The sequence below is a fragment of the Caballeronia glebae genome (assembly GCF_001545035.1).
GTDB classification, from domain to species: domain Bacteria; phylum Pseudomonadota; class Gammaproteobacteria; order Burkholderiales; family Burkholderiaceae; genus Caballeronia; species Caballeronia glebae.
On sequence record NZ_FCOJ02000032.1, the window covers coordinates 41,022 to 53,922 of the forward strand.

The following is a 12,901-nucleotide window of genomic DNA, read 5'->3' on the forward strand; positions in this document are numbered from 1 at the left end:
AATGTCCCGCATGTACAATATCGCCATGTCAGATCCCCGCTTCGTTCATCTCCGCGTCCACTCCGAATTCTCGATCGCCGACGGTATCGTGCGGCTGGACGACGTCGTCAAGGCTGCCTCAAAAGACGGGCAAGGCGCGCTCGCGCTGACCGATCTCGGCAACGCATTCGGTCTCGTGCGCTTCTATAAGGAAGCGCGCGGCATGGGCGTCAAGCCGATCGCCGGCTGCGACGTCTGGATCACCAATCCCGCCGACCGCGACAAGCCTTCGCGCCTCCTTTTGCTCGTGCGCGACAAGCAGGGTTATCTCAACCTGTGCGAGTTGCTGAGCCGCGCATGGCTCACGAACCAGTATCGCGGCCGCGCCGAGGTAATGGTCGAATGGCTCGAAGAAGGTCTCGCGACCGGACTGCTCGCGCTCTCGGGCGCGCAGACCGGCGATATCGGGATGGCGTTCGCGGCGGGCAACGCGCAATCCGCGCAACGCAACGCCGAGCGCTGGATCGGACTCTTTCCGAACGCGTTTTACATCGAATTGCAGCGCGCGGGTCAGCCGGGCGAGCAGTCGTACATTCAGGAAGCGGTCGAGCTTGCGGCGAAGTTGAAACTGCCGGTCGTCGCAACGCATCCGATGCAGTTCATGACGCCCGACGACTTCACCGCGCACGAAGCGCGCGTGTGCATTTCCGAAGGCGATATCCTCGCGAATCCGCGTCGGCAGAAGCGCTTCACGCAGGATCAGTATTTCCGCACGCAAGACGAAATGTGCGCGCTCTTCGCGGACATTCCGTCAGCGCTCGCGAACACCGTGGAGATCGCCAAGCGCTGCAATCTGACGCTCGAACTCGGCAAGCCGAAGCTGCCGCTTTTCCCGACACCGGACGGCATGTCGCTCGACGACTACCTCGTGCAATTGTCGAAGGAAGGCCTCGAAGTCCGTCTGCAACAGCTTTTTCCCGATGAAGCCGAACGCAGCGCGCAGCGCGAAACCTACTACGCGCGCCTCGACTTCGAGTGCGGCACGATCATCAAGATGGGCTTTCCGGGCTACTTCCTGATCGTTGCCGACTTCATCATGTGGGCGAAGAACAATGGCGTGCCGGTCGGTCCGGGGCGCGGCTCGGGCGCGGGGTCGCTCGTCGCGTATGCGCTCGGCATTACCGATCTCGACCCGCTGCGCTACAACCTGCTGTTCGAGCGCTTCCTGAATCCGGAACGCGTGTCGATGCCCGACTTCGACATCGACTTCTGTCAGGAAGGGCGCGATCGCGTCATTCAATATGTGAAGGGCAAGTACGGCGCGGACGCCGTATCGCAAATCGCGACCTTCGGCACGATGGCCGCGAAGGCGGCGGTGCGCGACATCGGCCGCGTGCTCGATCTCGGCTACATGTTCACCGACGGCATCGCGAAGCTGATTCCGTTCAAGCCGGGCAAGCACGTGACCATCGCGGATGCGATGAAGGAAGAGCCGGCGCTTCAGGAGCGCTTCGATTCCGAAGACGAAGTGCATCAGTTGCTCGAACTCGCGCAACGCGTAGAAGGCCTCACGCGTAACGTCGGCATGCACGCGGGCGGCGTGCTGATCGCCCCGGGCAAGCTCACGGATTTCTGCCCGCTCTATACGCAAGGCGAAGACGGCGGCGTCGTCAGTCAATACGACAAGGACGATGTCGAAGCCGTCGGCCTCGTGAAGTTCGACTTTCTGGGCCTCACCACGCTTACGATTCTGGACTGGGCCGAGCGCTATATCCGCCGTCTCGATCCGTCGAAGAAGGACTGGAATCTCACGCAGGTGCCGCTCGACGATCCGGCTTCGTTCTCGATCCTCAAGAAGGCGAACACCGTCGCCGTGTTCCAGCTGGAAAGTCGCGGCATGCAGGGCATGCTGAAGGACGCGCAGCCGGACCGCTTCGAAGACATCATCGCGCTCGTGGCGCTGTATCGCCCGGGGCCGATGGACCTGATCCCGAGTTTCTGCGCGCGCAAGCACGGGCGCGAGATCGTCGAGTATCCGGATCCGCGCGTCGAACCTGTTCTGAAAGAGACCTACGGCATCATGGTCTATCAGGAGCAGGTGATGCAGATGGCGCAGATCATCGGCGGCTATTCGCTCGGCGGCGCGGACTTGCTGCGTCGCGCGATGGGCAAGAAAAAGCCCGAGGAAATGGCCACGCATCGCGAGCTTTTCGCGGAAGGCGCGGCGAAGAACGGGCTCACGCGCGCGAAGGCGGACGAGACCTTCGACTTGATGGAGAAGTTTGCGGGCTACGGCTTCAACAAGTCGCACGCGGCGGCGTATGCATTGCTCGCCTATCACACGGCGTGGCTCAAGGCGCATCATCCGGCCGAATTCATGGCGGCCAACATGTCGCTCGCCATGGACGACACCGACAAGGTCAAGATCCTGTTCGAGGACTGCCTGTCGAACGGCATGGCGGTTTTGCCGCCTGACATCAACCAGTCGGCGTATCGCTTCGAACCGGTGGCGCAAGCCGACGGCAAGCGCTCGAAAACCATTCGCTACGGTCTGGGCGCGGTGAAGGGCAGCGGGCAGAACGCGATCGAAGAAATTCTGCGTGCCCGGGAAGACGGCCCGTTCGTCGATCTGTTCGATTTCTGCGAGCGCATCGACCGCCGTGTCGTGAATCGGCGCACGGTGGAAGCGCTCATCCGCGCGGGCGCGTTCGACACGCTTCACGCCAATCGCGCGCAACTGCTCGCATCGGTGCCGCTCGCGATGGAAGCCGCCGATCAGGAGGCCGCCAACGCAATGCAGGCCGGCCTCTTCGACATGGGCGACGCACCGCTCGCGAAGCACGAATATGTCGAGGAAGCTGAGTGGTCCGACAAGAAGCGTCTGCAGGAAGAAAAGACCGCGCTCGGCTTCTATCTGTCGGGTCATCTGTTCGATGCCTACAAGGGCGAAGTGCGCCGCTTCGTGCGTCAGAAGATCGGCGAGTTGAAGGAAGGGCGAGACAAACTGGTCGCGGGCGTGATCACCGCAATGCGCACGCAAATGACCCAGCGCGGCAAGATGCTGATCGTCAATCTCGACGACGGCAGCGGCCAGTGCGAAGTCACCGTCTTCAACGAACAGTTCGAAGCGAACAAGGCGCTCTTCAAGGAAGACGAGCTGCTCGTCGTGCAAGGCATGGCGCGCAACGACGCGTTCACGGGCGGCATTCGCTTCACCGTCGATACGGCGATGGATCTCGAACGCGCGCGCAGCCGCTACGCGCAGTCCGTGAAGGTCGAGATGAACGGCAACGCCGACGCCTTGCGTCTGCGCCGTGTGCTCGAAGCGCACGCGGCGGGCGCGCAGGAAGCGCCGCCGCCCGCTCCGGCGCGGGATAACGGACGCGAAGGCGGCCGCTCGCGTCAGTCCGCGCCCATTCCGAACGGCCTGAACGTGAGCATCGTTTATCGCAGCGAGCATGCGGAAGGCGAAGTGCGCCTCGGCGACGCGTGGCGCGTCAAGCCGACCGACGACCTCATCACGGCGCTGCGCGGCGAATTCGCGGGCAGCGCGATCGAAATCGTCTACTGATGCGCATCGGCATTTCGGCGAATGCGCTGAAGCATTCCGGCGGACTCGAACGCTACGCGATGGATCTCGTGCGCGGTCTCGCCGCCGTGGGCTTCCAGGGCGCGCGCAAGCCCGCGTTCTTCGCGCGCAAGATCGATACGTCGCTGCCCGAAAGCCGGCTCGTCGAGCCGCATCGAATCCAGGTGTCGTTTCTGCCGGGCAAGCTGCGCGACGCGTATTTCTCGTGGGCCCTGAAGCGCGCCCGCAAGAAGGCGAAGGTGGACGTGCTGATCGGCTGCAATCGCGTGGAAGATTCCGAGATCGCCATTTGCGGCGGCACGCATATCGGATTTTTGCGCGCGACCGGACGGCGCGAGAAACGCTCGGACACGCGGCAGATCGCGCTAGAGCGGCGTCAATATGCGCGCGCGAAGGTGGTCGTCGCGCATTCGGACATGATGCGCGACGAACTGCGCGCGTTGTATGGCGTGGACGTTCACAAGATCCGCGTGCTTTATCCGCCTGTCGACGGGGCGCGATTTTCGCCGGTCGATGCCACCGCGCGCGCGCGTCTGCGCGAGAAATTGGGCTTCAAACCCGAAGAAACCGTGCTGCTGTTTCCGTCGAGCAGCCACGAGCGCAAGGGCTTGCCGCTGATCGAGAAGGCGCTCGCCGGGATGAACGTCGTGATCGCCGTCGCGGGTCGCGCGCCGGAAAAGCCGGCGGCGAACGTGCGCTATGTCGGCTATGCGAAGAACATCGAGGATGCGTATCGCGCGGCGGATTTCACCATTCTCGCGTCGAGCTACGAACCGTTCGGGCTCGTCGGCATCGAGTCGGTCATGTGCGGCACACCGGTGATTTTTCCGGCGTGCATCGGCTGCTGCGACGCTATCGCGGATCACGCGAAGCACGTCTTCAAATCCGGCGACGCCGACGATCTGCGCCGCACGGTGCTCGACGCCATCGAAACGCGGCGCGAGCTCCCGCGCGTGTCGGACGACGCGGTGCGCTATGACGCGAGCGTCGACTCGCACGTGCGCGCGTTGATCGACCTCGCGCGCAACATCGACGCGAAGCGCTGAGCCATTCAGCGCATCTCGTTCAGCGCATCTCGTTCAGATGCGCCAGTTTCAGAAACCGGTAGTACACCGTCTGCGCGTTGAAAACCGCGATCATGAAGCCGGTTTTGCCATCCAGAAATCCGCGCCGCAGCACGTAAGTTCGCACGAACGCCCACGCGCCGCGCGAGAGCGCCATGCCGAAGCTGCTGCGTTTGGCCGCAGCGTGGCGTTGCAGTGCGCCCGCCGTCGAGTACGCGTCCAGCTTGCGCAACACCGCTTCGAAATCCTCGTAGGAGTAGTGCATCAGCTTGCCCGAGAGACGCATGACGGGCTTGCCGGTCGAGAGCACCAGCCGCTCGTGCACGAGATCGGGCGAGAAGCGCGCCGTGCCGCGCCGGAACAGCCGCGGAATCCAGTCCGGATACCAGCCGCTGTGCTCCACCCACGCGCCGCAAAAGCTCGACAGGCGGTCGAGCGCATAGACATCTGCTTGCGGATCGGCGATCGCGGCGCGGATCGAAGCGGCCAGTTCCGGCGACACGACTTCGTCGGCATCGATGGAAAGCACCCAATCGGTCGAGAGCGCGTCGAGCGCGCGGTTCTTCTGCGGGCCGAAGCCCGGCCAGTCGCGCGCCTCGATCACGCGCGCGCGATGCGCCTCGGCGATGCCCGCGGTCGCATCGGTGCTGCCGCCGTCGACGACCACGATCTCGTCGGCGAAGGACACGGCCTGCAGGCATTGCGCGAGCCGCGCGGCCGCGTTGTGGGTGATGATGGCGATGCCGAGCGTTGGGAACGTCATGGTGCCTTTCGAATGGCGTTGATGCCGGGTTGCTCTGTCGGGCGCGGTGGGGCGCCAAGCTCGCGCGCTCATCCGCGCAGATGCCGCTTCACGAAGAAGAAGGGCGAGAGTAGCCACGGCCAGGTCGCATAGATGAACATCCTGAAGCGAAAGCCGAAGTCGACGTCTTTCGACGCCGCGAAGAGCGCGCTCTTGCGGCCGAGCGAGCGCTCGTCGAACATTGCGCTGACGTAGGTCTCGCGCGCGGATTTTGCCGCGAGCAGCGCGCGCATCGGGCCGCCCACACCCAGTTTCTCGGCATCGCTCACGAGTTGGCTCGTCTCGCCCGCGCCGTTGATGTTGGCGAGCTTGATGCGCGCGACGAAGTCGGCCGGCGTGCGCCATACGCGCTTTCTCGACAGACCGCCGCGCCGGTATTGGACGAGCGGTTCGTGCAACGTGTGGGCGCCGCGACTCATGATCGCGCGAAACGTCATGATCTGATCTTCGCCGTAGATACCCGGCGCGATCGGGCCGAATTCCTCGAAGAGCCGGCGCGCCCAGGCATGCGCCGCCCCGACGACGTGCGGCCGATTGCCCGACCAGTCGTCGAAGCCGTGGTAATCGTCGAGGTCGGTCACGCGTAGCACGCCGTGCGTGTTGCCCTCGGCGTCGATGTCCTGCAGGTCCGTCGCAACAAGGTCGTAGCGCTTGCCGCTCGCGAGCCAGTCGCGCATCACGCGCTCGACGCGCTCGGGTCGGGAGATATCGTCGCCCGCCGCGATGAACAGCATCTCGCCCGATGCGCGCGCCGCGAGCGCGCTCAGATGCGCGCTGATGCCGAGGTTTCTCTCATTGCGATAGAGCGCCACGGCGTGCGGGCCGCGATAGTCGCGCACGCAGCGCTCGGCGGCGGCGAACGTGTCGTCGGCGGAGGCATCGTCCGAAATGAGGATTTCGAGTGGCGCCCAGGTCTGGGCGAGCGCACCACGGATCGCATCGGCGACGGTTTCCTGCTGATTGAACGTGATGAGTAGTAGGCTGGCGAGCGGTGCGTCCGCTTCTATCTGATGTGTCGCTGGCATGTCGGATTCACAACGCATGGAATGCCCGGCGTGGCCTTCCCCGGTGCGTGTCAGGCGTTCCGGGAGCGAAGAGCGTGCCAGGCGGCAACGGGTATAATATCGCGGGTTTTCGGGACGCGCGACAGGCCCGGCTGGTTGAACTCACGTCAGGCTCACCGATTTGGAAAAAATTCTGCGTTATGTCATTGCCGGCATGGTCTTGCTGGCGCCCGCGACCACACTTGTGGTGCGGGGTGGAACCGGTTACTGCTTTTTCGTGCTGCTGGCCATCGCGTTCGTCGCTGGCTTCAGTAAACCGTTTCGGCTGAAGGGCGGCCTGCTCGTCACCGCTTATCCCTGGTACACCGCAGGCATGCTCTGTTACATGGTTTATTTGCCGCTGCAGCAGGCGATCGACGGCTATTACCTGCCGCGCGAGTTCGACGGCCTGTCGCGACTGGCGTTGAGCCTGCCGATCTTTCTGTTGCTCGTGAATCTGCCCATCCGCTATCTGAAGACGCTCGGCTGGGGCTGCGCGTTCGGTGCGATCGGAGCGGGCGCATGGGCTGTGGACAGCAACCTCCACATGACGATCAACGATCTCAATCGTCTCGGCAACGATTATACGAATCCGATTCCGTACGGTAACACCGCGCTCCTGCTCGGCTTTCTTTCGGTGATGACGATCCGTTGGGATGACTATCCCAATGTGCTCGCCAAGCGCGCCGGCATCGCGATCAAGCTTTTGGGACTCGTAGGCGGCGTCTACGCGTCGTATCTGTCGGGCACTCGTGGCGGATGGCTCGCGATTCCGCTGTTTCTCGTGCTGTGCTCGCTCAATTTCGACTGGGTCAAGCAGCGCCGTCACTGGCTCGCCGCATTGCTCGTCGCCGTGCTCGTCATGTCGGCCTTGCTCGCATCGCCGCTCGGCCGCGAGCGCGTGATGGCGACGCGTTCGGACATCGTGCGCCTGTCGGAAGGCTCGACCGACTACAGTTCCATCGGTGCGCGCCTGCAGCTCTGGCGCGCGTCGATTCACCTGTTCGAGGCGCATCCTCTCATGGGCGTCGGCAAGGGGCGTCTGGAGCCATCGTTGAGGGAGATGGCGAACAAGGGCGAGGTTCCGGCGTACATCGTCAATCAGCGCGCGCATAGCGAATTCTTTTCGACGATTTCTGAACTGGGCGCGGCGGGCGTCGTCTGTCTGGCACTGATTTATTTCGGACCGCTCGTGTATTTCATGCGTTACCGGAAATCCCCGCACCGCGATGTGTCGACGGCTGCGTATTGCGGAATTGCGGTGTCAGGGTCGGTTATCATCTTCGGCTTGAGCATCGACGTATTCACGGTGGTGATGAGCACCGCGCTCATCGCGCTCCTCTGGGCGGTGCTGCTTGCGGTCATCACCCACGACGCGCGCCAGCCGCAGGGCAAGCCGGGCCGCGGTTCGATCGGCTGATCGGTAAGCCGGTCTCGCGGCTGATGACGCTACCAACAAATGCCGCGCGACAGGTGAGTCATGCGCCGGGCGAAGTGGAGATACCTTTGAACAACCAGGCAAGTTTGCGCAAGACGATCGGCACGGGTGAAAGCAGCTCGCCGATGGCCGTCATGAGACGGCTCTGGCCGTATATCCGTCCGCTGCTCGGCATGGTGCTGCTCGGCCTGTTGACGATGGGCATCGTCGCCGCGACCGAGGCGGCCATTCCGATGCTGCTCAAGCCGCTGCTCGACCATGGTTTCGGCTCGAAGAGCAGCGATCAGGCGAAATGGCTCGTGCCTGCCGCCGTCATCGGACTCGCGCTCTTGCGCGGCGGGGCGCAATACGCGTCGGGCTATTTCCTCTCCTACGTGACGAACAAGATCCTGCTGCAACTGCGGCTCGAAATGTTCCAGCGCATGATCCACACGAGCGCGGGCTTTTTTCAGCGCGAAACCGCGAGCACGATCATCAACGCCGTCGTGTTCGAGGTCAACCAGATCCTGAGCGTGCTGCAGAGCGTAGTCGTCACGCTCGTGCGCGATTCGCTCACGGTCGTGTTCCTGCTCGGCTATCTGTTCATCCTCAACTGGCGGCTCACGCTGATCGTCGCGGTGATCCTTCCTGCGATCGGCTGGCTCGTCAGCAAAATCAACCGCCGGTTGCGGCGCCTGAATCGCGAACATCAGTCGTTGACCAACGAACTGTCGTATATCGTCGAGGAGACGGTCGGCGGCTACAAGGTCGTCAAGGTGCATAACGGCGAGCCGTACGAGACCGGCCGCTTCACGGAGATGAGCCAACGCCTGCGCGGCTACGCCATGCGCATGCAGGTTTCGGGCGGACTTGCCCAGCCGCTCACGCAGTTTCTCGCCTCGATCGCGCTCGCGATCGTCATCACGATCGCGGTCGTGCAATCGGCGAACGATCAGACGACGGTCGGCGGTTTCGTCGCGTTCGTCACGTCGATGTTGCTCGTGATCTCGCCGCTCAAGCATCTGATCGACATCAATCAGCCCATGCAGCGCGGCATGACGGCGGCGGAGTTGATATTCGGCCTGATCGACGAGCCGGCCGAGCCCGAGGGCGGCGGCCGTCGTCTCGAACGTGCCCGCGGCGAGGTCGAATTCCGTGACGTGTCGTTCAGCTATGGCTCCGTGGACCGGCCGACGCTCGATCGCGTGTCGTTCAAGGTCGCGCCGGGCGAAATGGTCGCGCTCGCGGGTCCGTCGGGCAGCGGCAAGACGACGCTCGTGAATCTGCTGCCGCGCTTCTTCGATCCGCGCGCCGGTGAAGTGCTCGTCGATGGCGTGCCGCTCAGCGAATACAACCTGCACGACCTGCGCGGACAACTCGCGATGGTGAGCCAGGAAGTCGTGCTCTTCAACGACACGATCGCCGCGAACGTCGCCTATGGTCAGACGCCCGATGTCGAGCGCGTGATGTCGGCGCTTGCCGCGGCGAATCTGTCGGATATGGTGGCGACGCTGCCGGATGGGATCAACACGCTCGTCGGCGGCAATGGCATGCGTCTGTCGGGCGGGCAGCGGCAGCGTCTCGCGATCGCGCGCGCGATCTACAAGGACGCGCCCATCCTGATTCTCGACGAAGCGACTTCAGCGCTGGATTCGGAATCCGAGCGGCACGTGCAGTCGGCGCTTGAGACGCTGATGAAGGGCCGCACGACGCTCGTCATCGCGCACCGTCTCTCGACGATCGAGCGCGCCGACCGAATCCTCGTGATGGAGGCGGGCAGGATTGCGGAGCAGGGCAGTCATGCCGAGTTGCTGCGCACGGACGGGCTGTATGCGCATCTGCATCGGATTCAATATCAGCAGCAGGCGGCGTGAGGTTTGTGCCTTGCTCGAATGGGTTTCGGGCGAGGTGTTTGCCGAAACTACATCAGCACGATGTCGTACTGCTCCTGACTAAGATTGCTCTCCACCTGCAGCGAAACTGGTTTCCCGATGAAGTCCATCAGCATCGCCAGATGCTGCGACTCCTCTTCCAGAAACAGATCGATGACCTGCTGCGAAGCCACCACGCGAAACTCGCGCGGATTGAATTGCCGCGATTCGCGCATGATTTCGCGCAGCACGTCGTAGCACACGGTGCGCGGCGTCTTCACCTGACCCTTGCCCTGACACGTCGGGCAAGGCTCGCACAACACATGAGCCAGTGACTCGCGCGTGCGCTTTCTCGTCATCTCGACGAGCCCGAGTTGCGAAAACCCATTCACGGTCACGCGCGTCCGGTCGCGCGACAGAGCCCTCTTCAGCTCGCCCAACACCTGATCCCGATGCTCGACATTCTCCATGTCGATGAAATCGATGATGATGATCCCGCCGAGGTTTCTCAACCGCAATTGCCGCGCGATCGTGTGCGCCGCTTCGAGATTGGTCTTGAAGATCGTGTCGTCGAAGTTGCGCGCGCCGACATAGCCGCCCGTATTGACGTCGATGGTCGTCATCGCCTCGGTTTGGTCGATCATCAGATAACCGCCCGACTTCAGATCGACGCGCCGCGACAGCGCCCGCTCGATCTCCGCTTCGATGTTGTACAGATCGAAGAGCGGCCGCTCGCCGGTGTAATGATGCACACGCGACGCGACGGCCGGCGTGAACTCGGCCGCAAAATCCGAAAGCATCTGGAACGTCTCGCGCGAATCGACCTGAATGCGCGTGGTCTCGTCGTTGACGAAGTCGCGCAGCACGCGTTGCGCGAGGTTCAGATCCTGATAGAGAAGGGTCGTGGGCGGCACGCGCTGCGCCTGCGCGACGATCGTCGCCCACGTCTTGCGCAAATACGAGACGTCCGCCGCGAGCTCTTCGCTCGTCGCGTCTTCAGCGATAGTCCGCACGATGTAGCCGCCTTTCTCGTCGGCGGGCAGCACGGCGGTCAGACGCGCACGCACGGCCTCGCGCTCCGCCTCGCTCTCGATCTTCTGCGAAATGCCGATATGCGGCTCCTGCGGCAGATAAACGAGCGTGCGCCCCGCGATGCTCACCTGAGTCGACAGCCGCGCGCCCTTGGTGCCGATCGGATCTTTCACGACCTGCACCATCAGCGCCTGACCTTCGAAAACGATCTTTTCGATCGGCGTATGCGGCTGCGAGTTATGCGGCTCGCCCGCGATACGCGGATGCCAGATATCCGCGACATGGAGAAACGCGGCGCGTTCCAGACCGATGTCGATGAACGCGGACTGCATGCCCGGCAGCACACGCACGACCTTGCCGAGATAGACATTGCCCACGCGCCCGCGCGAAAGCGTGCGCTCGACGTGAAGTTCCTGAACGGCGCCTTGCTGAACCAGTGCGACGCGGCTTTCCTGCGGTGTGACGTTGATCAGGATTTCTTCGTTCATGGCCTGTTTAGAATGCGACGCGCGCCAGGCGCAAGAGAGCTGCGGTTTCGAAAAGGGGCAGACCCATGATACCCGAATAGGACCCGTCGATTCGCTCGATGAACTCCGCCGCGCGGCCTTGTATGCCGTACGCGCCCGCTTTGCCGAGCGGCTCGCCCGATGCCGCGTAGCGCTGCAGCGCAGCACGATCCGCGCTTGAGAAACGCACCGTCGAGCGCGAGAGCGCGGGGTCGAGCAGCGCGCCATCGGCATCGACGACGGCGAGCGCTGTCAGCACTTCGTGCTCGCGCCCCGCGAGGCGTTCGAGCATCGCGACGGCGTCTTCTTCGTGCAGCGGCTTGCCGAGGATCAGTCCGTCGATGGTGACGGTCGTATCGGCGACGAGAATCGGCGCGGGAGCGAAGCCGCCCGCAAGCAGCCGCGCGCGCGCCGCCCGTGCTTTCAACGCGCACACACGCACGACATACGCATCGGCGCTTTCGCCTGACAGCTCGGCTTCGAGCGCTTCGGCGTTTTCATCGGAACGAGGAAGAAGGAGTTCGAACTGCACGCCGAGCTGACGGAGCAACTCCTGACGGCGCGGGCTTTGCGAGGCGAGATAAACGTAGGGATGAGTCGGCATCTTGATCTGGATTCGAATGGCGCGCGCGGCATTCGATCCAGCGTCGAAGCAGCCTCACGCGCGATGATAGGGATGATTCTGCGTGATGCTCCACGCCCGGTAAAGCTGTTCGGCGAGCAGCACGCGCACCATGCCGTGCGGCAGCGTGAGACTCGACACGCGCAGCAACAGTTCGGCGCGCGCCTTCACGGCCGGATCGAGACCGTCCGCGCCGCCGATCACGAACGCGACGTCGCGCCCATCCTGTTGCCAGCCGGGCAGGGCGTTCGCGAGTTGCATCGTGGTCCAGTCGCGGCCGTGTTCATCGAGCGCGACGACGCGCGCGTGCTTCGGCAAGGCGGCTTCGATGCGCTGTTTTTCGGCGGCCATCACGCTCTCGGCATTGCGTCCCGACGAGCGCTGCTCGGGCTTGATCTCTTTCAGCTCGATGCGCAGTTCGGGCGGCATGCGCTTCGCGTATTCATCGAAGCCATTCGAGATCCAGTCGGGCATCTTGTGTCCGACGGCGAGGATGACCAGCTTCATGAAACGAAAGCGGCGTCAGTGCTTGCGCACGGTCTTGCGCGCGGGACGTTTGACGGCGGGCGCGTCGTCTTCGTCTTCCTCGTCTTCATCGGCGGTGACGTTCGCGCCGCCGAACATGCTCGGCTTTTGCAGCTTCACGCGCACCGGCTTGTCGCCCCACACCTCTTCGAGGTTGTAGTACTGGCGCAGCGCTGGTTGCAGGATGTGCACGACCGCGTCGCCGCAATCGACCAGCACCCATTCGCCGATCTCCTCGCCTTCCGTGGAGATGATGTCGCCACCCGCTTCCTTGACCTTCTCGCGCACGCTGTTGGCGAGCGCCTTGGTCTGGCGGTTCGACGTGCCGCTCGCCACGACCACGCGGTCGAACAGCGATGTCAGATGGGTCGTGTTGAAGACCTTGATGTCTTGCGCCTTGACGTCTTCGAGACCGTCGATGATCGCGCGTTGAAGCTTCTGAAGTTCCATA

At 63.5% G+C, this 12,901-nt stretch carries 10 protein-coding genes; 4 read left to right on the plus strand and 6 right to left on the minus strand.

Features of this window, described 5'->3' with window-relative positions:
• Positions 1–10: 10 nt before the first annotated feature.
• Together dnaE and AWB82_RS21385 are read left to right on the plus strand one after the other, a co-directional pair.
• A complete protein-coding gene (gene dnaE, locus AWB82_RS21380; protein ID WP_086970834.1) occupies positions 11–3,550 on the plus strand; it encodes a DNA polymerase III subunit alpha in 3,540 nt (1,179 codons plus the stop codon).
• Positions 3,550–4,614 (plus strand): glycosyltransferase family 4 protein, encoded by a 1,065-nt coding sequence (locus tag AWB82_RS21385; RefSeq protein ID WP_086970768.1) that lies wholly within the window; start codon positions 3,550–3,552, stop codon positions 4,612–4,614. Before dnaE ends, AWB82_RS21385 begins: the two co-directional genes overlap by 1 nt.
• 19 nt (positions 4,615–4,633) lie before the next feature.
• Here AWB82_RS21385 and AWB82_RS21390 read toward each other — a convergent pair whose 3' ends face one another.
• Together AWB82_RS21390 and AWB82_RS21395 are read right to left on the minus strand one after the other, a co-directional pair.
• Positions 4,634–5,395 (minus strand): glycosyltransferase family 2 protein, encoded by a 762-nt coding sequence (locus AWB82_RS21390; protein WP_086970771.1) that lies wholly within the window; start codon positions 5,393–5,395, stop codon positions 4,634–4,636.
• 68 nt (positions 5,396–5,463) lie between these two features.
• On the minus strand, positions 5,464–6,459 hold the full coding sequence (locus tag AWB82_RS21395; RefSeq protein ID WP_235023389.1) for a glycosyltransferase family 2 protein: 996 nt from the start codon (positions 6,457–6,459) through the stop codon (positions 5,464–5,466).
• A 160-nt stretch (positions 6,460–6,619) separates the two neighbouring features.
• Between AWB82_RS21395 and AWB82_RS21400 the strand changes: the two genes are divergently transcribed.
• A complete protein-coding gene (locus AWB82_RS21400; protein WP_086970775.1) occupies positions 6,620–7,897 on the plus strand; it encodes an O-antigen ligase family protein in 1,278 nt (425 codons plus the stop codon).
• A 143-nt stretch (positions 7,898–8,040) separates the two neighbouring features.
• On the plus strand, positions 8,041–9,768 hold the full coding sequence (msbA, locus tag AWB82_RS21405) for a lipid A export permease/ATP-binding protein MsbA (protein WP_407643029.1): 1,728 nt from the start codon (positions 8,041–8,043) through the stop codon (positions 9,766–9,768).
• A 47-nt stretch (positions 9,769–9,815) separates the two neighbouring features.
• On the opposite strand, the gene rng is transcribed toward msbA, so the two are convergent.
• The 4 genes from rng to rsfS are packed head-to-tail and all read right to left on the minus strand — an operon-like array spanning position 9,816 to position 12,900.
• A complete protein-coding gene (rng, locus tag AWB82_RS21410; RefSeq protein ID WP_086970780.1) occupies positions 9,816–11,285 on the minus strand; it encodes a ribonuclease G in 1,470 nt (489 codons plus the stop codon).
• Between the two features lie 7 nt (positions 11,286–11,292).
• Positions 11,293–11,907, minus strand: coding sequence for a Maf family protein (locus AWB82_RS21415; protein WP_086970783.1), 615 nt, complete (start codon positions 11,905–11,907; stop codon positions 11,293–11,295).
• A gap of 54 nt (positions 11,908–11,961) precedes the next feature.
• Entirely contained in the window at positions 11,962–12,432 is a 471-nt protein-coding gene (gene rlmH, locus AWB82_RS21420) for a 23S rRNA (pseudouridine(1915)-N(3))-methyltransferase RlmH (RefSeq protein WP_086970785.1), read from the minus strand.
• Between the two features lie 15 nt (positions 12,433–12,447).
• The gene (gene rsfS, locus AWB82_RS21425) at positions 12,448–12,900 is read right to left on the minus strand and encodes a ribosome silencing factor (RefSeq protein WP_086970787.1); all 453 of its coding nucleotides are present in this window, start codon (positions 12,898–12,900) and stop codon (positions 12,448–12,450) included.
• Position 12,901 lies beyond the last annotated feature (1 nt).